This window comes from Ideonella sp., assembly GCF_035254525.1.
Classification (GTDB): Bacteria; Pseudomonadota; Gammaproteobacteria; order Burkholderiales; family Burkholderiaceae_C; genus Ideonella.
Genome location: NZ_DATFAN010000127.1, coordinates 1 through 20,773 on the forward strand (window position 1 = coordinate 1; position 20,773 = coordinate 20,773).

A 20,773-nucleotide genomic window follows, 5' to 3' on the forward strand; every position below is an offset into this window, starting at 1 on the left:
GACGCCGCAACTGGACGCACACGAGGACACGACGCTGGTCCTGGTGGACCTGGGACGGGGACGCAACCGCATGGGCGGGAGCGTGCTGGCGCAGGCGCTGGACCAGGTCGGCCACGAGGTGCCGGACCTGCATGAACCGCAGGACCTGGTCAGCCTCGTGAACGCGGTGAACGCGCTGCGTGCGCAGGGCCGCATCCTCGCGTACCACGACCGCAGCGACGGCGGCCTGTTCGCCGCCGCCTGCGAGATGGCATTCGCGGGCCACGTGGGCGTGTCGCTCAATGTCGACATGCTGGTCACGGAAGGCGACGGCATTTCCGACAGCCGGGCCGAATACGGCGACGCCAAGAACTGGGCGGCGCAGGTCGGCCCGCGGCGGGAGGAACTCACGCTCAAGGCGCTGTTCAACGAGGAGCTGGGCGTGCTGCTGCAGGTGCGCACCGGCGAACGCAACGAGGTCATGCAGGTGTTGCGCGAGCACGGCCTGTCCCGTTACAGCCACTTCGTCGGCACGACGCGGCCCGCGGGGTCGGCGATCGACGTCGGCAAGGGCGAGGTGCAGGTCTGGCGCGACACCAAGGCGGTGTTTTCCGCGAGCCTCGCCGACCTGCACCAGGTCTGGGACAGCGTGAGCTGGAAGATCTGCCGGCAGCGCGACAACCCTGCGGGCGCGGACCAGGAGCATGCCGCGGCCGGCGAGCCGTCGGACCCGGGCCTGCAGGCGGCGCCGTCGTTCGACCCGCAGGAGGACGTCGCCGCGCCGTTCCTGAACCTGGCGCGCCCACGCGTGGCGATCCTGCGCGAGCAGGGCGTCAACTCCCACGTGGAGATGGCCTACACCTTTACCGAGGCGGGGTTCGACGCCTACGACGTGCACATGACGGACCTGCAGTCCGGCCGCGCGCGCCTGGAGGACTTCAAGGGCTTCGTCGCCTGCGGCGGCTTCAGTTACGGCGACACGCTGGGCGCGGGCATCGGCTGGGCGCGCAGCATCACCTTCAACGACCGGCTGGCGCAGCAGTTCAAGGCGTTCTTCGATCGCCAGGACACGTTCGCGCTGGGCGTGTGCAATGGCTGCCAGATGCTCGCCGAACTGGCGGACATCATCCCGGGCGCCGGCGCCTGGCCGCGGTTCACGACCAATCGCAGCGAGCGCTATGAGGCGCGGCTGTCGCAGGTCGAAGTGCTGGAGTCGCCCAGCCTGTTCTTCGCCGGCATGGCGGGCAGCCGCCTGCCGATCGCCGTGGCGCACGGCGAGGGTTACGCCAATTTCGCCCAGCGGGGCGACCCGGCCGGTGTCATTGCCGCGATGCGGTTCACCGATCACCAGGGACGCGCGACCGACGCGTACCCGTTCAACCCGAACGGCAGCCCCGGCGGCCTGACCGCGGTGACCACCGCCGATGGCCGCTTCACCGCGCTGATGCCGCACCCGGAACGCGTCTTCCGCAACGTCCAGATGAGCTGGACGAGCGGCGACATCGCCGCCGACAGCCCCTGGATGCGGATGTTCCGCAACGCCCGCCGCTGGCTGGCCTGACGATCGCCCCCGCGGGCGCGGGGGCGATCGTGCTGGCTTTTCCCCGAGGAGGCTCTCCGATGGTGAAGTGCAGCGAAGGAACATGGTGGCGCCAGGCCGGCCTGGCCGTGGCAGCCTGCGCATCGGCGCTGGCCGGTGGGGCGGCCGGCGCCGCCGCTGCGGCCGAACCGGCCGTGCGCCTGACGGTTTCGGGCGCGCAACTGCTCACGCCCGACGGCAAGCCGATCTGGCTGAGGGGCTTCAACTGGGGCCGCTGGGGCTCCGCGTTGCCCGAGGATGGCCGCGGCAATGCCGAGCGCGGGGCCAACGTCGTGCGGATCCCGTTTCGCTGGAACTTCACCGGGCCCAAGGCCGACATCCGCCAGACCGACGCGCCGGGCCACTTCAAGCCCGAGGGCCTGAAACAGCTGGACGAGCAGATCAGGTGGGCCACCGACGCAGGCCTGTGGGTCGTGCTGTTCGCCGGTTCCGACCAGGGCGCCGGCGACAACCGCGAGAGCAACTACTGGAACAACCCGGCGCTCAGGCGCGAGTTCTTCGAGGCCTGGGCCTTCATCGTCCAGCGCTACAAGGACACGCCGCGCATCGCGGCCTACGAGCTGCTGTCGGAGCCGCACCCGAAGAAGCCGGTGACGAGCGCCGAGCTGCGCGGCTTCTACGAGGAGCTGATCGCCAACGTGCGCCGCCACGACACGCGCACGCCGCTGGTCATCGGGCCGAACGACCACTACGACATCAACCAGCTCCAGGGTGTCCACACCAAGGTCGACGACAAGCTGGTCTACGCGGCCAACTTCTACCTGCCCACCGAATACTGCAAGCCCTGGCGGCGCCAGGACGTGATGGGCTCGCCGGTGGCCTATCCGGGTGCATATGTCGACCGCAAGGGCGTGAGCCGCCGGGTCGATCGCGACGCGCTGGCGGCGGCGTTGCAGCCGGCACTGGATTTTCGGGCACGCAACAGGGTGCCGGTCTTCGTCGACCAGGTCGGCTGCGTCAGCTCGGCGCCCAGCGTGCTCGACTACATGCGCGACGTGCTGGGCCTGCTGAAGGCCAACCAGCTGCACTACGCGTTCTGGACCTACCGCGTCAACAACGCCGGCCCGCTGGAGCACGGCCTTTGGTACAACCCCGGCGACGGCTGGAAGCTCAAGACCGAGCTTGACAAGGTGCTGCGCGGCGCGATGGCGCCCTGACGGCCGGCGAAACGGCCCGCCGGGTTCAGGCGGTCTGCTGCGCGTCGGCGCCCACGCCCTCGTCGACGGCGAGCCAGCTGCGCAGCAGCTGCGGCGTCAGTTCCTCGGGCGTGTGGAACGCGTAGCCCTGGCCCCAGTCGATGCCGAGCGAGCGCAGCATGTCGGCCACGCGCTCGTTCTCGACGCACTCGGCGACGACCGGCTTGTTGAGCAGCCGGCCCATCTCGGCCATCGAACGCACCATGCCGCTGTGCACGTCGTCGGTGTCCATGTCGCGGACGAACATGCCATCGATCTTGATCGAGTCGAAGGGCAGGCGGCGCAGGTAGCTGAACGATGCGAAGCCGCTGCCGAAATCGTCGAGCGCGAAGCGGCACCCGAGGTCGCGCAGCTGCTGCATGAAGCTGCCGGCGCTCTGCAGGTTGGTGATCGCCTCGGTCTCGGTGATCTCGAAGCACAGCAGACGGCCGGGCACATTGTGTTGCGCCAGCAGGTCGGCCACGTGCTTGGCCAGCGTCGCATCGCGGATCGAGATCGCCGACAGGTTGATCGCAAACTGGCCGATCCGTTCGTGCAGCTCGGGCACCTGGCCGAGCAGCGCGACGGCCTGGCCGATCATCCAGCAGTCGATGTCGGTGATCAGGTGGAAGCGCTCGGCCGGGGCGATGAACTGCGCGGGCATCAGCAGCTTGTCGCGCACGGGATCCCACAGCCGGGCCAGCGTCTCGACGTGCAGCCGGCGGGGGCCGGCGGCCGCACCGTTGGCCAGCGGCTCGAGCCGCTGGCCGTGCATGCGCAGCCGATCCTGCTTGAGCGCATCGAACAGCACCAGCGCCCAGTTGACCGACTCGCGGTGCGGGTCGGTGGCGCTGCGCTTGGCGTCGTACAGGCAGATCGCGCCGCGGCCTTCGCGCTTGGCGTGGTAGGCCGCTTCGTCGGCCATCAGCATCAGCTGGTCGAACGAGACGATGTCGCGCTGGATGCGCACGACCGCAATCGACGCGGCCAGGCGGAACACCCTCTCCTCCCACTGGAACTCGAACTCGGCGATGTGCTTGTGGATCTGGCGCGCGAGCGCCATGCCGCCTTCCTCGGACTGGTCTTCGCTGACGACGGCGAACTTGTCGCCGCCGACGCGGGCGAAGAAGTCGCTGCGGGTCAGCGCGCCGCCGACCAGCTCGGCGAACTGGCGCAGCAGTTCGTCGCCGGCCACGCAGCCGCAGGTCTCGTTGACGAGGCGGAACTGGTCGATGTCGACCAGCAGGAACACGGCCGACGTGGCCTGGCGCTGCACGCGCGCGAGCAACTCGGAGACGTGGGCGTCGAGCGCGCCGCGGTTGTACTGCCGGGTCACGAAATCGTGCGTGGCCAGGTAGTTCAGCCGGTCCTGCATGTAGCGGCGCTCGTTGATCTCGATGCGCAGCTGGCGGTTGGCCAGCGTCAGCTCGGCGGTGCGCTCGCGCACCCGCTCCTCCAGGCTGCGGTTGAGCTCGCGCAGGTCGCGCAGCAGCACCTGGCGCTCGATCTGGTGGCGCACGCGGGCCAGCACCTCGTCGGCGTTGATCGGCTTGGTGATGTAGTCGGCCCCGCCGACAGCAAAGCCGGTGCTGATGTCGTCGGCGCGGGCGGTGACGAAGATGACCGGGATGTCGGCCAGCGCCATGTCGTCCTTGAGGTGCCGGCAAACCTCGAAGCCGTCCATGCCGGGCATCATCACGTCGAGCAGGATCAGGTCGGGCCGGCGGCGCGCGGCCAGCTCCAGCGCCCGCGGGCCGCTGGTGGCCGCCATCAGCTCGCAGCCCAGGCCCTCGAGCACGGCGCTCAGGACATCGATGTTCTCGGGCGTGTCGTCCACGATCAGGACGGTGAGCTTGATGCCGGTCACGTGGAGCATGGTCGATGCCGCGGAACAGCCAGTTTATGCCAGTGCTTCCGCCGGGGCTCAAGCATTTGCGCAGGCCGAGATCGTGCGTTTGCCGCGGAGTCGCCCCGGATCAGGCGGGCGCGGTCACCTGCGCCAGCGTGGTGCGCACGGCCTCCTCCAAGCCCTGGAAGTCGTAGCGCCGCGCGGCGTCTTCCCAGGCCTGCCGGCGCGCGGCCCCCAGGGCGGCGTCGTCGATCGCCGCAAGCGCCCGCTTGACCCGGCCCAGGTCGCCCTCGGCCGCGGCGGCCCGCAACTCGCGCAGGCGCCTCAGGGTGTCGGCATCGGGCCGCAGCAGCGGAAGCGGTGCGTCGGCCTCGGGTGCCGCTGGCCGGTCCGCCTCGCCGGCGATGAAGCGCGCGTCGGCGTGCTGCGCCAGCATGCGGTAGATGTCGCGGAAGGGGAAGGGCTTGGGCACGAAGTCCTGGAAGCCGATCTCGATGTAGAAGCGGCGCTCGTGCTCGAGGCTGGAGGCGGTCACCGCGACCACTGGCAGCGTCGCGGTCGCCGGGTCGGCACGCAGCGCGCGGATCATGTCGACACCGGTCAGGCGCGGCATGCGGATGTCGCTGAACACGATGTCGAAGGGCTGGCGGCGGCAGGCGTCCAGCCCCGCCTGCCCGTCCTCGGCCTGTTCGACCTGGCAGCCGATGTCCTTCAGCAGCTTGACGAGCAACTCGCGGCTGTCCGGGTCGTCTTCGACCACCAGCGCGCGGCAGCGCCTGCCGGGCTCGAGGCGGGCGATGTCCGGTTCGGCCGCCGGCAGTCCGGCGTCCTGCGCGACGACCGGCAGCGGCAGCATCACCCGGGCACGGGTGCCGGCGCCCGGAGCGCTGATGATCGAAAGCTCGCCGCCCATGGCGCGTGCGATGTCGCGCGACAGCACGAGGCCCAGCCCCGAGCCGCCCTTGTCGCGCCCGGCCTCGCCCTGGCTGAAGGGCTCGAACAGGCGCTCGAGCTCGGCCTGGCCCATGCCTGGGCCGGTGTCCTCGATCTCGATCCACACCGCGGGCCCGTCGCGCCAGGCCCGCAGCCGCACGCAGCCGGCCTCGGTGAACTTCAAGGCGTTGCCCAGCAGGTTGATCACGACCTGGCCGAGCTTGGTGCGGTCGGCGTGCACCACGGCCGGCGCCGGCAGCTCGTCGAGCTCAAGCTGCCAGGCCAGGCCCTTGGCGCTGACGCGGCTGGCGAACAGGTGGCCGATCTCGATCAGCTCGCGGTGCAGGTCGAAGATCTGTGCCACCAGCGTGAGCTTGCCGGACTCGATCTTGGCCAGGTCGAGCACGTCGTTGATCAGGTTCAGCAGCCGGTTGCCGGCCGAGTGGATCACCTCCAGCCGGTGGCGCGTGGCAGCCGGCAGGCTGCGGTCGGCCAGCAGGATCTGCGCGAAACCCAGCACGGCGTTCAGCGGCGTGCGGATCTCGTGGCTCATGTTCGCCAGGAACATCGATTTCGCGCGGTTGGCCGACTCGGCGCGCTGGCGCGCCTCGCGCAGCTCGCCCTCGGCCCGCTCGCGCTCGGCCACCTCGGCGCGCAGCGTCTCGTTCGAATGCGCCAGCTCCGCGGTGCGCGCGGCGACCTGCGATTCGAGTGCCTGTTGCTGGCCGACGACCAGCAGGTCATGCCGGCGGCGCGCGATCATGAAGCCGGTCAGCAGCACGGTGAAGATCAGCCCCGACGAGAGCACGCCGAGCTGCAGCCAGCCGGGCTCGGGCGCCAGCTCGGCCCAGGCCGGCTGCATCAGCAGCGCCCAGCGCCGGTCGGCCACGCGCAGCGCCACCTCGTGGTGGATTCCGCTGTTGAGCACGGGGAGGACGCGCTGGCGCTCGGCCTGGTCGCGCACCGCCAAGGCCTCGCCGACCGGCCATTCGAGCGCGTGGGCGGCCGGTGCGTCGGGGTCGTACAGCAGCAGGTGATGGCCGCCGGTGTCCATCTGCGCAACCGCGGCGCGCAGCAGCTGGCCGAGGTCGATCGTGGCCGCCACCATGCCGTTGACCTGGGCCGGGTCGTGCGGCAGCCGGTCGCTCAGGTTGGTGTTCGACAGCGGCGCATACAGCACCTGCACCAGCTCGTCCGTGGCCGACTGGGCGACCGAGTGCAGCGGCAGCGACGCGGCGATCTGGCCGCTGGCGCGGGCCTTCTCGACCGCCGGGCCGCGCTGTGGATCGGCCAGGTGGTCGATGCCGACCAGCGCGTCGTGACCGGCCTCGGGGGCGGTCCACAGCACGGGGAAGTACTCGGGCCGTGCGCCGGCGATGACGACGGTGTCGCGCGGGCTCAGTTCGCGCAGCGAGATGCCGCCCTGGCGCGTCTCGAAGCGGTCGCGTTCGGCGGCGGCCACGCGCGGCAGGTAGGCGAAATGCTGCTGCCAGGGGCTGCGGTTCAGCATCGGGCCCGAGACGGCGCGAAATTCTGCCGGGTCGAGCTCGTTCTTGTAGAACAGACGTTGCAGGGTTTCGAGATCGCGTTGGGCCATGTCGACGTGGTTCTGCAGCGCCATCGCGAGGCGGCTGCCTTCGGCGCGAAAGCGCTCGATGTGCACGTCGCGCTCCATCACGCCGATCGACAAGGTCGAGAACAGCGTGAGCCCGAGGCCGAGGCAGATGATCGGAAAGGCCTGCACGGCCACGCGGCGGGTGCGCAGCGCCGGATGCCATAGCAGCAGCAGCGCGGGCGCGACGATCAGCATGCCGACCACATCGCCGACCCACCAGGTCAGCCAGCCGTAGAAGAGCTCGCGCGGTGCGAGCACGCCGAAGGCGTACAGCGTGGCGCGCCCCACGGTGGCGGCGATCAGGCCGCAGGCCAGGACGACCAGCGCAAAGCGCACCGTCGGCCGCACCGGACTGGCCTCGATGCGGCCGGGCACGCCGCGCGTCAGCTGGGCGGCCAGGGCGGCCTGCAGGATGGAGCCGCTGGCCAGGAGGACCGAGCCCAGCACGGCGGCGCCGTTCCAGTCCATCTGCGGGCCGAAGAAGTCGAGGTAGTGCGTGAGTACCGCGCCGATCGCAAGGCCGGGCAGCGCGCGCGTGCCCAGCAGCATGAAACCGGCCAGCGCGATGCCCGAGGGGGGCCAGATGGCGGTGATGTGCAGCGGCCCGATGCCCAGCGCCATGCCGAGCAGGGCCGTCAGGTAGTAGGCCAGCGCCAGCGCGAAGTTCAGCACCAGCAAGCGGGTGCCGGGTGACAGCGACGAAATCGGGCGGTCGATCATCCGGTCGGGTGGGGCGCGGGCGGCGCTCACCCGATGATAGGGGCCGCCACCCCACCCGACGGTTCGGGCTTACTCGCCTTTTTCGCCGAGGCGGCTCAGCCGGGTGAGCCAGGCCTTGGCGCTGGCCGCGCCGAGCGTGCCGACGCCGCCGATCAGCGTGTGCTCGATCGGTGCGATGCCGACGAAACCGAGGATGTTGCGCTCCAGCGATTTCACGCTGTGGGCGCGGAAGTACCAGCGGTACACCAGGGCCGGCATGCCCATCGTGACGACGATGCGGGCCGAGCGCCCCACCAGGCCCTTGTGCTGGAATGCGTTGCTGGCTTCACCCTCCGGCGCGGGCCCTTGCCCCTTGAACGCGAAACCGGGCCGCGCGACCTGCTCCAGAAAGCCCTTGAGCAGCGCCGGCATGTCGCCCAGCCAGAGCGGGAACAGCAGCACCAGATGCTGCGCCCAGGCGATGTCGGCCTGGGCCGGCGCGAGGCTGGGCGGCAGTGGGCCGTGCTCCCAGTCCTGCTGGCTGCGCAGCAGCGGGAAGTCGAGCGCCGCGACGTCGAGCGTGCGCAGTTCGTGCCCGGCGGCACGGGCACCCTCGGCATAGGCGGCCGCCAGGGCATGGCAGAGGTGACTTCCACCCGAATCGGGGTGGCCCTGGATGAGCAGGAGGCGGCGGGGCATGGGGGCATCGGCGCGCGCAGGCGACCATCGTGATGGTGCCGTCCACTGTGGATGAACGCGCCGCTGCCGTGCTTGACGGTCGACAAAGCGGGCGCCGCGCGGTGGCCGCGCTGCGCGGTACATTGACAAAGTGTCCAAGCCCGCTTTCCACCGCATCGCGTCGCTCTTGCTGGGGTTTCTTGCAGCCGGCGCGGCCGCGCCGGCCCAGTGCGCGCTGACGGCGGAGCCTGTCGCCGAACAGGCCCCGGCGCAAGCGCATGAAGCCAGCGAAGCCGGCGAAGTCGCCGAGTCGGCGCGCAGCACGGTGCGGTCGATGACGGTCTGGCTGGCGCGTGGCGTCGACAGCTGGTTCGGTGACCGCCCCTTCGAGGACGGTGGCAAGGTCAGCGATGGCCGCCTGAGTGCCGCGCTGCTCTTCAGGCAACACGACAGGCCCGACTTCGACGTGCGCTTCAACGCGCGTTTCCGGCTGCCGAACATCGAGGAGCGGATCTACGGTTTCATCGGCCGCGACGACCAGCGCGACGTGGTCACCGACAAGCCCGGTGCGTTCTCGCGCCAGGACCGCCTGCTGGAGGAGGCCCGCGACCGCGAGTTCTTCGCCGGCATCGGGCGCTCGCTGACCGATTCCGTCGACCTGCGGCTGGGCCTGCGCGGTGGGCTCAAGCCGTTCGCCCAGGCGCGTTACCGCCGGCAGTGGCTGCTCGGCCCGAACGACTTGGCCGATTTCAGGCAGACCGTGTTCTGGAGCCTCGACGACCACTTCGGTTCGACCACGGCGCTCTCTTACGAGCATGCTTTCACGCCGGAGCTGGCCGCCCGCTGGCTGAACTCGGCCACGATCACCCAGGAGTCCAAGTACTTCGAGTGGTCGAGCCTGGTCGGTGCCTACCGTTCCTTCGGCGAGCAGCGGGTGGCGGCGCTCGAGGCCCTGGTCAGCGGCGAGCAGGGCCCAGGCGTGGAGCCCAGCGACTATGGGGTGCAGGTGCGCTGGGAGCAACCGGTGCATGAAGACTGGCTGCTCGGCGGCGTCGTCGTCGGCCACTTCTGGCCGCGCGAGAACGCACTGGTCGAACGCCGCAGCGCCTGGGCGGTGGGCGTCAGCCTGAAGATGCGGTTCTAGGCGGCCGGCCGGTCTCAGCCGGACGCGAGTTGCTGCGCGGCGGCGTCGATCGAGCGGCGCAGGTCCTCGTAGCCGTGGTGGGCGGTGAACTGCGGGAACTGCTTTGCGATCGCCTCGGGCGGGTGGATCAGGAAGCCGGCGTCGGCGGCGCCGAGCATGCCGGTGTCGTTGTACGAGTCGCCGGCCGCGATGACCTGGAAATTCAGGCTCTTCAGCGCATTGACCGCGTGGCGTTTCTGATCGGGCTGGCGCAGCTGGTAGTTGCGCACGAAGCCCTCGTCGTCGATCAGCAGGCGGTGGCAGAACAGCGTGGGCCGGCCGAGCTGCTGCATCAGCGGGTCGGCAAATTCGTAGAAGGTATCCGACAGGATGATGACCTGGAAGCGCTCGCGCAGGCCGGCGAGAAACTCGCGCGCGCCCGGCAGCGGGCTCATGCCGGCGATCACGCCCTGGATGTCGGCCAGCTTCAGGCCATGCTGTGCCAGCAGGTCGATGCGAAAGCGCATCAGCTTGTCGTAATCGGGCTCGTCGCGCGTGGTGCGCGAGAACTCGGCGATGCCGGTGCGTTGGGAAAACTCGATCCAGATCTCGGGAACCAGGACGCCTTCGAGATCGAGGCAGACGACTTGCATGAACGATTCGCTCCGGTGGGTGGCCGGGGCGAATCGTACCTGTTCGGGGTCAGAGGGGCGCCAAGACGACTTCCACGCCAGACAGCACGGCGTTGCCGGACAGCGGGTCACGCAGGTGCTCGTCCAGCACGGCGTTGAGGTTGGCGCCGGGGCGCTCGGCGGCCACGTGGAGTTGCGCGCCGGCCAGATCGTGGCCCCAGCCGTGCGGCAGGCTGACCACGCCGGGCATCATCTCGGCGCTGACCGCCACCGGCGCCGTCACCGCGCGGGCAGCGTCGCCGTTCGCCCTGCGGGCGCTGATGCGCGCCGGGGCGCCGTCGGCCAGGCCCAGGCGCTGCGCATCGGCCGGGTGGACGATCACGGTGCAGCGCTGCGGGCCCTTGGCCAGCGTGGGCAGGTTGTGCATCCAGCTGTTGTTGCTGCGCACCTCGCGCCGGCCGACGATGACCAGCTCGGGCGCAGGTTCCGCCAGCCGCTCGCGTGCCCGGGCCATGTCGGCCAGGCAGGCAGGCGGGGCCAGCTCGATGCGGCCGCTGGGGGTGCGCAGCATCTCGGGGATGCGCGGCTCGAGCGGCCCGAGGTCGATGCCGTTCGGCGCGGCCATCACCTTGTCGAGGTTCAGGCCGTCGGGCTCCAGGCCGAAGCGGTCGCCGTAGGGGCCGCTGCGCAGCGCGAGGTCGAGCAGCCGTTCGGGCCCGCGGCGGCCGCTGGCGCCGAGGGCGGCCAGCACAGCCGGAGCGTGGGCACCGGCCTGCTTGCCCACCTCCTGCGCGAGCAGTTCGTCGTCGAGCGCCAGCACGTCGGCCCGCGCACCTTGGCCGCGCACGACGGCCAGCAGGCGCAGCAGGTTCTCCCACTCGGTCGGCTCGCCCGCGTCGGGCGCGAACACCGGCGGGCTGAAGCGCGCGTGGTTGCGGTGCGAGAGCTGCGGGAAGGTCACGTCGTAGTGCGGGTCCTGCAGCGGCGACACGCCGGGCAGCACCACGTCGGCATGCCGGCTGGTCTCGTTGAGGTAGATGTCCAGGCTGACCATGAACTCGAGCGAATCGAGCGCCTTGGCCAGCCGCGGGCCGCCGGGCGATGAAAGCACCGGGTTGCTGGCCACGGTGATCAGCGCCTTGATCTGGCCCTTGCCGGGGGTCTCGATCTCCTCGGCCAGCAGCGTCATCGGCAGCTCGCCCATCACCTCGGGCGCGCCGCTGACGCGGCTGGCATGCCGGCCGGTGACGATGCCGCGGCCGAGGCCCGGCTTGCCCAGGGTGTTCGCGGCGAAGGCGGCGGCCTTGGGGAACATCGCGCCGCCGGGCGCGTCGAGGTGGCCGGTGAGCACGTTCAGCACATCGACCAGCCAGGACGACAGCGTGCCGAACTCCTGCGTGCAGGTGCCGATGCGGCCGTAGACGCAGGCGCGCTCGGTGGTGGCGAGCCGGCGGGCAAGCCCGCGGATCGTCTCGGCGGCGATGCCACAGCGAGCCGCGACCGCCTCCGGGGTGAAGGCAGCCACCGCCTCGCGCACGGCGTCGATGCCCGCGGTCCATTCGGCCAGCCGACCGGGCCGCGCCAGTCCTTCGGCGAACACCGTGTTCACCATCGCCGCGAGCAGGAACACGTCGGCCCCCGGGCGGATGAAGTGGTGTGCATCGGCGACCGCGGCGGTCTCGCTGCGGCGCGGGTCGACCACGACGATCTGCCCGCCGCGCGCACGCAGTGCCTTGGCCTTGCCGCGATAGTCGGTCACCGTCCACAGGCTGCCGTTGCTGGCCATCGGGTTGGCACCGAGGATCAGCAGGAAGTCGCAGCGCTCGATGTCGGGCACCGCCACCGACAGCCAGTGGCCGAACATCCAGCCCGACGAGAGCTGCTTGGGCATCTGGTCCAGCGTGGAGGCGGAGTAGACGTTCTTCGAGCCGAGCGCACGGGCCAGGCGCGCGAAGTACAGCAGCAGCGCCATCTTGTGCGCGGCGGGGTTGCCCACGCTGAGTGCCACGGCGTCGGCGCCGTATTGCTCGATGACCGGCACCAGGCGGCGCTCGATCTCGCCGAAGGCGTCGTCCCAGCTCGCGGGCTGCAGCTTCCCGTCACGCCGCACCAGCGGCTGGCGCAGCCGATCCGGGTCTTCGTGCAGGTCCTTGAGCGCGTAGCCCTTGGGGCAGATGTAGCCGTGCGAGAACACGTCGTCGGCACGGCCGCGGATCGCGACGACCTGGCCGTCGGCCACCTGCACGTCCAGCCCGCAGCAGGCCTCGCACAGCGGGCAGATGCGGTAGCGGGTTTCGGTGGCCTGGGTGCTGCTCATGGCGGGCTCCTACAAGAAGGGGGGCGGCAAGGGTTGTCGCAGGTCAAGTTCGCGCTGTCCGTCACCTTGGCGACGCGGCCGCGAACTCGGCCAGGACCTTGGCCGTGAAGGCATCGGCCGGGAAGAAGGCCTCGACGGCCAGCTCGGACAGTGTGACCTCCACTGGCGTGCCGAATACGGTGATGGTGCTGATGAAGCTCAGTGTGCCGGCGGGAGATCGCAATTGCAGCGGCACGGCCAGGGCGGGCAGCCCGCCCGGGGGCGCCGGGTCGACGGGCGAGCCGACTGGAGCGGGCAGGGCGCGCAATTCGGCGGCGAGTTCGGCCAGCACCGGGTCGCCGCTGGACTGGATCTGGTGCGCCAGGCGCTCGAACAGGTGCTCGCGCCAGGCGGGCAGGTTGACGATGCGCGGGGCCAGGCCATCGGGGTGCAGCGACAGGCGCAGCACGTTGACCGGCGGCGCCAGTTGCTCGGCCGGCAACCCGGTCAGCATGGCGGTCACCGCCTGGTTGTGGGCGACGAGGTTCCAGTGCCGGTCGACGGCCAGCGCGGGGTAGGGCTCGTGGGCGGTGAGCACGCGCTGGACCGCCTCGTGCGCGGGCTGCAGCGCGGGGTCGGTCCACGGCCGCTCGCGGTACATCGGCGCATAGCCGGCAGCGGTAAGCAGGCGGTTGCGCTCGCGCAGCGGCACCTGCAAGCGCTCGGACAGGCGCAGCAGCATCTCGCGGCTGGGCAGCGCGCGGCCGGTCTCCATGTAACTCAAGTGCCGCGTGGACACCTCGGCTTCGGTGGCGAGGTCGAGCTGGCTCCAGCGGCGGTGCTGTCGCCAGTGGCGAATCAGCTCGCCGACCGGGGCGGCCGCGTCGATGCTGCGGGGCGGGGTGGCAACGGCATCCATGAGCCTACGATAGCGCCGCGGCGAAGCCCTGCCATGACCTCGGAGGTCATGGACCGGCTGCGATCGCGCCAGCACGATGGCGCCATCCCCAACCCGAACAGGAGATCGCCATGACCCACCGCACGATGACCCCCTTCCTGCGCAATGTGCTGCGTATCGATGCCGCGCTGAGCGGCGCGACCGCGCTGGCCCTGATGGCCGACGCCGAACCCCTGGCCGCCTGGACGGGCCTGCCCGCCGCCGCCCTGCAGGGCATCGGGGTGGCCCTCGTCCCCTGGGTCGGCCTGCTCGCCTGGCTGGCCGGCAGAGCCAGCGTGCCCGGTGCGGCGATCGGCACCGTGATCGCGCTGAATTTCGTCTGGGCGCTGGACTGTGCCCTTGCCGCCTTCGGCATCGTCGGCTCGCCGCAAGGCCTGGGCGTGGCCGTGCTGGCCATGCAGGCCGTGGGAACCGTGGTGCTCGCCGAGCTCGAATGGGTGGGGCTGCGGCGGGCCTCGGCGGTGGTCTCGCCAGGTGTTGGCGCTTGGGCACGCTGACGCAGCCCGGCCATTCAGCCATCGCTGCGCCCGGGAGGCTTTCCTGCAAGAATCTGGCACTGCAGTCCACCGACTCCGTGGAGCGCGCCATGACGACATTGCATTCGACCGAGAAGTCGACCTTGGCAACGTTACAGGGCTCCGTCCTGTACATCGAGGACGAACCCATCAACTTTGCCCTGGTGGAAGGCCTGCTGTCTGGGCATCCGGGCTTGCGTCTCGTGCGGGCACCAACCGGAGAAGAAGGCGTCAGCCGTGCCCGCAGCGAGCATCCCGACGCGATCTTGCTCGACATGCACCTGCCGGACATCTCCGGCATCGAGGTTGTCCGCAGGCTCAGTGAAGACATCGCGGCCGGGGCCTTCCGCGTCATCCTCCTGACGGCGGACAAGCTCAACATCGACGTTCTCAAGGCCATGAGCCTCGGTGCCTTCGAGTACCTGGTCAAGCCGGTGAAGCTGCCGGCGCTCGAGGCCGCCTTGGGGCGTGCGCTCGCGGTCAAGGCGCGAAAGAAACCCAAAGGCACGCCAGGCGGGCCAGCCGCTAGCTGATCATGTACGCGGCGGCGCCGGTCGCGATCAGCGTGCCTTCGTCGTTGGTCAGGCGCATCTGCGTGGAGCCCACGCGACCGCCCAGGCGCGTGACCTCGGCCGTCGCGAGAAAGTGCTGGCCGATGCCCTGGCGCAGGAAATCGACCCGCAGGTCGATCGTCCCCATGCGGGCGAATCGGTGCAGCACCTGCTCGGCCGATTCATTGGCGTGCTTTTCGGCGATGGCCACCATCAGTGCGAAGCCGCCCATCGCATCGAGCGTGGCCGAAATCACGCCGCCGTGCAGGCGGCCGTAGAGGTAGTGGCCGACCAACTCCGGCCGCATGTCGAAGCGCAGCGTGGGGCGGGCCGGGTCGAGCGTGACGACCTTCAGGCCCAGCACCTGGTTGAAGCTGATGCGCTGCTCGAACAGGTCGGTCAGGGTGGTGTGGAGCTCATGCTGCTCCGCGGCGCTGCGGCGGTTGGTGGCGGGCATCAATCGAGGAAGAAGTCGGGCAGGAACTGCCTGGTGCCCGGCACCACGCTGTAGGGCTCGAGATCATTGACACCGTGGGCGGCCAGCACCTCGTCGTCGACGTAGAAGTTGCCGCTGGGCGCCGGGGCCGGGTCGGTCAGGATGAGCCAGGCCGCATCCGACAGGATCTCGGGCTTGCGGCACATTTTCGGGTCGACACCCGGGATCATCTGCAGCGCCGCGGTGGCGATGGCCGTGCGCGGCCACAGGCTGTTCACCGCGATGCCGATGCGCTTGAACTCTTCGGCGTGGCCGAGCGTGCACATGCTCATGCCGTACTTGGCCATGGTGTAGGCCACGTGGTTGCCGAACCAGTGCGGCTTCATGTTCAAGGGTGGCGACAGCGTCAGGACTTGCGGCGCGCGCCCGGCCTTGGCGCTGGCGGTCAGCGCCGACAGGCAGGCCTGCGTGCAGCAGTAGGTGCCGCGCACGTTGACGCCGAACATCAGGTCGAAGCGCTTCATCGGCGTCGCGGCGGTCGGTGTCAGGTTGATCGCGCTGGCGTTGTTGACCAGGATGTCGATGCCGCCGAAGTGCTCGACCGTTTTCGCGACGGCCGCGGCCACCTGCTCCTCGTCGCGGATGTCGGTCTGCAAGATCAGCGCCTGGCCGCCGGCGGCGCGCACCGCCTCGGCCGCGCTGTGCAGCGTGCCGGGCAGCTTGGGATTCGGGTCGACGGTCTTGGCGATCAGCGCGATGTTGGCGCCGTCGGCGGCGGCCCGGGTGGCAATCGCCAGGCCGATGCCGCGCGAGGCGCCGGTGATGAACAGGGTCTTGCCCTTGAGGCTGCGTTCGGTGGTCGTCATGCGCGTGCTCCTTGTAGCTGCAGCAACGTTCGAGCCTCGTCGGGCGAGGCGATGGATCGGCCGGCGCGCTGGGCGCAGGCCGCGAGTTGTTCGATCAGCGCGCCGTTGCCGGCGGCGCGCTCGCCCGTCGGCAGGTAGAAGGTGTCTTCCAGACCGGTGCGCAGCATGCCGCCCAGCTCGGCGGTGCGCTGGTGCACGGGCCAGATCTCGGCGCGGCCGATCAAAGTGGTCTGCCAGACGGCGCCCTCGGGCAGCCAGCGAGGCAGCAGCGCGAGCAGGTCGGCGTCGCAGGGCATGCCCGAAGCCACTCCCATCACGAAATTGCACTCGGGTCTTCCCATCCCGGGCTTGAGCATCCCCGCCTTCACGTACATCGCGACCGAGCGCACGATGCCGACGTCGAAGCATTCGAACTCGGGGTGCGTGCCGCACTCGGCCATCACGTCGAGGAACTGCTGCACCTTGGCGACCGGGTTGTCGAACACCATCGGCGGCCAGGCCCATTGGCCGTTGTCCTTGAGCTTCAGGTAGTTCAGGCTGCCGGCGTTGCAGGCGGCGATCTCGGGTTTCACGCGGCGGATGCAGGCGGCGGGGCCCGAAATGTCCTTGCCGATCACGCCAGTCGTCAGGTTGATGATGACGCCGGGGCAGGCCGCGCGGATCGCGCCGACGACGGCCTCGGCCACGTCCGGGTCCCAGCTCGGCAGGTGGCCCATGCCGGGCTCCTGCGCGCGCAGGTGAACGTGCATCACGGCAGCGCCGGCGTTGAAGGCGTCGCGCGCCTCGGCGGCCATCTGGGCCGGCGTCACCGGCACCGGGTGCTGCTTCGGGTCGGTCAGCACGCCGGTCAGCGCGCAGGTGAGGATCGCCTTGTCGGGGTTCATGCGGCTTCGATCTCCAGTTCGACGACCAACGCGCCGGCGGCCACCGCGTCGCGCTCGCGTGCGTGCACCGCGCGCACCGTGCCGGCGGCACCGGCATGCAGCCACATCTCCATCTTCATCGCCTCGACGCACAGCAGCGGCTGGCCCTCGCTGACGCGGTCGCCCGGCTGCACCAGCACCTGGGCAATGATGCCGGCGACCGGCGCGTGGGCGCGGCCGGGGTCGGCACCGTCGAGGGTGTCGGGCCGGGCCGAGGGCTCGCTGAAGATGAAGCCTGCGCCGTGCTCGGCAAGGTGCCAGGCACCGGCGGCATCGCGCCGGGCGACGACGCGTCGGGCGACGCCGTCGATGTCGAGGCGCCAGGCGTGGCCTTGTTCGCCGCGCACGCGCACGGTGTGGGTGGCACCGGCCGCTTCGAGTTGCACCGCATCGCCGTCCAGCCGCGCACGCCAGTGGCGCGTCTGGCCCTGGCAGTGCAGGGCCAGGGTCTGCGTCGCCAGCGCCGCAGGCCGCAGGCCGGCCGCCTCGCCGGCACGCAGGTCACCGCGGGCGGCCAGGGCGGCGGCGGCCAGCCAGGTGGCTTCTTCGGGCACCGGCCGCTGCATCGGCGCATGGCCGTCGCGCGCCCATTCGTCGAGCCGCGTGGTCGTCATCCGCGCCGCAACGAAATCATCGTGCCCCAGCAGTTCTCGCAGGAAGCGTCCGTTGTTCGCCATGCCGAGCAGCGGCGCGTCGTCGATCGCGGCTTGCAGGCGGCGGATCGCGTCGGCCCGGTCGCGGCCGTGCACGATCAGCTTGGCGACCATCGCGTCGTACCAGGGCGACACCGTGCCGCCCTCGGCGATGCCGTCGTCGATGCGCACCGACGAGGCGCCTGCACCAGGCACCCGGCCGGCCTCGACCGCGACGCACGGCCGCCAGTGCAGGACGCGCCCGGCCTGCGGTGCGAACCCATCGTAGGGGTCCTCGGCGTACAGCCGGGCCTCGATGGCGTGGCCCGCGAACCGCACATCGGCCTGCCCGTTCGGCAGCCAGGCCGCGAGCGGCTCGCCGGCCGCGACGCGCAACTGCCACTCGACGAGGTCGAACCCGGTCACGCATTCGGTGACCGGGTGCTCGACCTGCAGCCGGGTGTTCATCTCGAGGAAGTAGTGGTTCAGCTCGGCATCGACGATGAACTCAACCGTGCCGGCGCCCACGTAGCCGACCGCCAGCGCCGCGGCCACCGCGTCGGCGCCCATGCGTTCGCGCATCGCCGGGCTGACGACCGGCGAGGGCGCTTCCTCGATCACCTTCTGGCGCCGGCGCTGGGCGCTGCAGTCGCGCTCGCCCAGGTGCACCGCGTGGCCATGGGCATCGGCGAAGACCTGGATCTCGATGTGGCGGCCGTTCTCGATCAGCCGCTCGAGCATCAGCCTGTCGTCACCGAAGGCGCTCGCGGCTTCGCGCCGCGCCCCGGCGAGCGCGGCGGGCAGCTCATTGGCCGAGCGCACCAGCCGCATGCCGCGCCCACCGCCGCCGGCCACGGCCTTGACCAGCAGCGGGAAGCCCAGGCGCTCGGCCTCGGCCTGCAGCCGCTCGTCGGCCTGCCCGGCGGGGTCGTCGGCGAGGAAGCCGCCCGCGCAGGGCACGCCGGCCGCGAGCATGCGGCGCTTGGCGCCGGCCTTGTCGCCCATCGCCTCGATGGCTGCGGGCGGCGGGCCGATGAAGACCAGGCCTGCGTCGGCGCAGGCGGCGGCAAAGTCGGCGCGTTCGGAGAGAAACCCATAGCCGGGGTGGACGGCGTCGGCGCCCGTGCGGCGCGCGGCATCGAGCAGGGCGGGAATAGCCAGGTAGCTCTCGGCGGCGGGTGGCGCCCCGATGCGCACCGCCTCGTCGGCCAGCGCGGCGTGCGGCGCGCCCGCATCGGCGTCACTGTAAACGGCCACCGTGCGGTAGCCCAGCGCCCGCGCCGTGCGGATCACCCGGCAGGCAATCTCGCCGCGGTTGGCGATGAGGAGCTTGCTGAACTTCACTGGGGGCTCACTGGGGCGCCCAGCCCGGCGAACGTTTGCCCACGAAGGCGGCCGTGCCCTCGCTGCCCTCGGGGCCGGTCACCGCGTCCGCGAACACCGACGCGGCCTCGGCCACCAGGCTGGCGGGTGCCTGCCCCCGGGACCTGGCCAGCAGGGCCTTGGTGGCGGCCACCGCCTGGGGCGCGCAGCGCAGCATCTCCAGCAGCCGGCGTTGCACGACGCTGTCGAGCGCGCCGGCCGCATGCACCTCGTGCACCAGCCGCAGCGCCAGCGCCTCGCGCGCATCGAGCTTGCCGCCGGTCACGGCCAGGTGCTTGGCCTCGGCATAGCCCAGCCGCTCGACGAGGAAGGGCGCGATCTGCGCGGGCACGAGGCCGAGCGAGGTCTCGGGCAGGCGGAATTGCGCGGAGTCGCCGGCGATCACTGCGTCGGCCACGCAGGCCAGGCCGAAGCCGCCGCCCATCACCGTGCCTTCGACGACGGCCAGCGTGGCGATGCCGGTGCCGGCGAAGGCAACGCACAGCTCGCCGAAGCGCGCGTTGACGGCCGCCATCGCCGCCCGTCCGTCGACCGCCAGCCGCGCCGCGGCCATGTCCTTCAGGTCCGCCCCGGCGCAGAAGTGCCCGCCGGCGCCGCGCAGCACGATGATGCGCACGTCGCCGGCCGCTTCGGCCTCCGACAGGGCGGCCAGCAGCGCATCGACCATCGCCAGCGACATCGCGTTGCGCAGCTCGGGGCGGTTCAGGGTCAGGTGGACGACCCGGCCGGGCGCGCCGCCGGGCGCCGGCTCGCTGTGAATCAGCACCGGCATCAATGCGCTCCCTTCGGCAAGGTGCCCTCGAGCTTGCAGATGATGCCGAGCATCACCTCGTCGGCTCCGGCGCCGATCGAGACCAGCCGGTTGTCGCGCCAGGCCTGCGAGATCGGGTTGTCGAGCGTGTAGCCCATGCCGCCCCAGTACTGCAGGCAGCTGTCGGCCACCTCGCGGCTGAGACGCCCGCACTTGAGCTTGGCCATCGAGGCCAGGCGCGTCACGTCCTTGCCGGAGACGTACTGCTCGACGGCCGAGTAGGTCAGCGCGCGCAGCGCCTCGACCTCGGTGCGCAGCTCTGCCAGGCGGAAGTGCACGACCTGGTTGTCGAGAATGCTCTTGCCGAAGGCCTGGCGTTGGCGGGTGTAGTCGATGGTCAGGTCGATCAGCCGGTCCAGGCCGCGCAGGCTGGACGCCGCGCCCCACAGCCGCTCCTCCTGGAACTGCATCATCTGGAACATGAAGCCCATGCCTTCCTGGCCGATCAGGTGGCGCTGGGGCACGCGTACGTTGTCGAAGAACAGCTGCGCGGTGTCGGACGAGTTCATGCCGACCTTGTGGATCTTCTGCTTGGCGATGCCGGGCGCGTCCATCGGCACGACGATCAGGCTCTTGTTCTTGTGCGGGCCGCCCTGGTCGCTCGTATTGGCGAGCAGGCAGCACCAATCGGCTTTCAGGCCATTGGTGATCCACATCTTGCTGCCGTTGATGACGTAGTCGCTGCCCTCCTTGCGGGCGGTGGTCTTCACCGCGGCCACGTCCGAGCCGCCGCCGGCCTCGCTGACGCCCAGGCAGCCCACGTAGTCGCCGGCGATCGTCGGGGCGAGGAATTCGCGGCGAAGTTCGTCGGAGCCGAAGCGGGCCAGCGCCGGGGTGCACATGTCGGTCTGCACACCGATGGCCATCGGCACGCCGCCGCAGTTGCACTCACCCAGCGCCTCGGCCATCACCATCGAGTAGCTGAAGTCCAGGCCCGCGCCGCCGTACTCCTCGGGGTACTTCAGGCCCAGCAGCCCGAGATCGCCCAGCCGCTTGAACAGCGCATGGCTCGGGAACTCCTCGGCCCGCTCCCATTCCGCCACGTGGGGGTTGATCTCCTCGCGCACGAATCGCACGACCGTGTCGGACAGCGCGCGGTGCTCCTGGGTCAGTTTCATG

Annotated in this window: 17 protein-coding genes; 5 read left to right on the forward strand and 12 right to left on the reverse strand. The window is 70.8% G+C overall.

The window, feature by feature from the left end; all coding sequences use genetic code 11:
* Positions 1–1,540: phosphoribosylformylglycinamidine synthase subunit PurQ (locus VJ693_RS12520; RefSeq protein WP_324154569.1), on the forward strand; the 1,540-nt coding region annotated here is incomplete at its 5' end.
* A 59-nt stretch (positions 1,541–1,599) separates the two neighbouring features.
* Positions 1,600–2,736: a glycoside hydrolase family 5 protein gene (locus VJ693_RS12525; RefSeq protein WP_324154571.1), complete on the forward strand. Its 1,137-nt coding sequence runs from the start codon at positions 1,600–1,602 to the stop codon at positions 2,734–2,736.
* Between the two features lie 25 nt (positions 2,737–2,761).
* Here VJ693_RS12525 and VJ693_RS12530 read toward each other — a convergent pair whose 3' ends face one another.
* From VJ693_RS12530 to VJ693_RS12540, 3 genes are all read right to left on the reverse strand, one after another.
* On the reverse strand, positions 2,762–4,630 hold the full coding sequence (locus VJ693_RS12530) for a putative bifunctional diguanylate cyclase/phosphodiesterase (protein ID WP_324154572.1): 1,869 nt from the start codon (positions 4,628–4,630) through the stop codon (positions 2,762–2,764).
* A 100-nt stretch (positions 4,631–4,730) separates the two neighbouring features.
* On the reverse strand, positions 4,731–7,871 hold the full coding sequence (locus VJ693_RS12535; protein WP_324154574.1) for an ATP-binding protein: 3,141 nt from the start codon (positions 7,869–7,871) through the stop codon (positions 4,731–4,733).
* Between the two features lie 69 nt (positions 7,872–7,940).
* Complete coding sequence (locus tag VJ693_RS12540; protein ID WP_324154576.1) at positions 7,941–8,549, reverse strand: NAD(P)H-dependent oxidoreductase; 609 nt, start codon at positions 8,547–8,549, stop codon at positions 7,941–7,943.
* Positions 8,550–8,679: 130 nt separating this feature from the next.
* Here VJ693_RS12540 and VJ693_RS12545 point away from each other — a divergent pair, with 130 nt between their 5' ends.
* The gene (locus VJ693_RS12545) at positions 8,680–9,672 is read left to right on the forward strand and encodes a hypothetical protein (protein WP_324154578.1); all 993 of its coding nucleotides are present in this window, start codon (positions 8,680–8,682) and stop codon (positions 9,670–9,672) included.
* A gap of 14 nt (positions 9,673–9,686) precedes the next feature.
* On the opposite strand, the gene thrH is transcribed toward VJ693_RS12545, so the two are convergent.
* The 3 genes from thrH to VJ693_RS12560 all read right to left on the reverse strand — a co-directional run bounded on the left by thrH (position 9,687) and on the right by VJ693_RS12560 (position 13,498).
* Complete coding sequence (gene thrH, locus VJ693_RS12550) at positions 9,687–10,304, reverse strand: bifunctional phosphoserine phosphatase/homoserine phosphotransferase ThrH (RefSeq protein ID WP_324154579.1); 618 nt, start codon at positions 10,302–10,304, stop codon at positions 9,687–9,689.
* Between the two features lie 49 nt (positions 10,305–10,353).
* A complete protein-coding gene (locus VJ693_RS12555) occupies positions 10,354–12,600 on the reverse strand; it encodes a molybdopterin-dependent oxidoreductase (protein WP_324154581.1) in 2,247 nt (748 codons plus the stop codon).
* 61 nt (positions 12,601–12,661) lie between these two features.
* Entirely contained in the window at positions 12,662–13,498 is an 837-nt protein-coding gene (locus VJ693_RS12560) for a helix-turn-helix transcriptional regulator (RefSeq protein WP_324154582.1), read from the reverse strand.
* Between the two features lie 110 nt (positions 13,499–13,608).
* On the opposite strand from VJ693_RS12560, the gene VJ693_RS12565 reads away from it, so the two are divergent.
* Together VJ693_RS12565 and VJ693_RS12570 are read left to right on the forward strand one after the other, a co-directional pair.
* Complete coding sequence (locus VJ693_RS12565) at positions 13,609–14,034, forward strand: hypothetical protein (RefSeq protein WP_324154584.1); 426 nt, start codon at positions 13,609–13,611, stop codon at positions 14,032–14,034.
* Positions 14,022–14,585 carry a response regulator gene (locus tag VJ693_RS12570; RefSeq protein ID WP_324154585.1) on the forward strand — a complete coding sequence of 188 codons (564 nt, stop codon included), beginning with the start codon at positions 14,022–14,024 and terminating at the stop codon, positions 14,583–14,585. The genes VJ693_RS12565 and VJ693_RS12570 overlap by 13 nt, the downstream gene beginning before the upstream one ends.
* Here VJ693_RS12570 and VJ693_RS12575 read toward each other — a convergent pair.
* Genes VJ693_RS12575 through VJ693_RS12600 form a run of 6 tightly spaced genes read right to left on the reverse strand, consistent with a single transcriptional unit; the run spans position 14,578 to position 20,772 of the window.
* Complete coding sequence (locus VJ693_RS12575; protein WP_324154586.1) at positions 14,578–15,060, reverse strand: thioesterase family protein; 483 nt, start codon at positions 15,058–15,060, stop codon at positions 14,578–14,580. The two genes, VJ693_RS12570 and VJ693_RS12575, sit on opposite strands and share 8 nt — an antisense overlap.
* On the reverse strand, positions 15,060–15,905 hold the full coding sequence (locus VJ693_RS12580; RefSeq protein WP_324154587.1) for an NAD(P)-dependent oxidoreductase: 846 nt from the start codon (positions 15,903–15,905) through the stop codon (positions 15,060–15,062). The genes VJ693_RS12575 and VJ693_RS12580 overlap by 1 nt, the downstream gene beginning before the upstream one ends.
* Positions 15,902–16,789, reverse strand: coding sequence for a 3-keto-5-aminohexanoate cleavage protein (locus tag VJ693_RS12585; protein WP_324154588.1), 888 nt, complete (start codon positions 16,787–16,789; stop codon positions 15,902–15,904). The genes VJ693_RS12580 and VJ693_RS12585 overlap by 4 nt, the downstream gene beginning before the upstream one ends.
* Positions 16,786–18,804 (reverse strand): acetyl/propionyl/methylcrotonyl-CoA carboxylase subunit alpha, encoded by a 2,019-nt coding sequence (locus VJ693_RS12590; RefSeq protein ID WP_324154589.1) that lies wholly within the window; start codon positions 18,802–18,804, stop codon positions 16,786–16,788. Before VJ693_RS12590 ends, VJ693_RS12585 begins: the two co-directional genes overlap by 4 nt.
* A 7-nt stretch (positions 18,805–18,811) precedes the next feature.
* A complete protein-coding gene (locus VJ693_RS12595) occupies positions 18,812–19,615 on the reverse strand; it encodes an enoyl-CoA hydratase/isomerase family protein (protein ID WP_324154590.1) in 804 nt (267 codons plus the stop codon).
* Positions 19,615–20,772 carry an acyl-CoA dehydrogenase family protein gene (locus VJ693_RS12600; protein WP_324154591.1) on the reverse strand — a complete coding sequence of 386 codons (1,158 nt, stop codon included), beginning with the start codon at positions 20,770–20,772 and terminating at the stop codon, positions 19,615–19,617. The genes VJ693_RS12595 and VJ693_RS12600 overlap by 1 nt, the downstream gene beginning before the upstream one ends.
* Position 20,773: the final 1 nt, after the last annotated feature.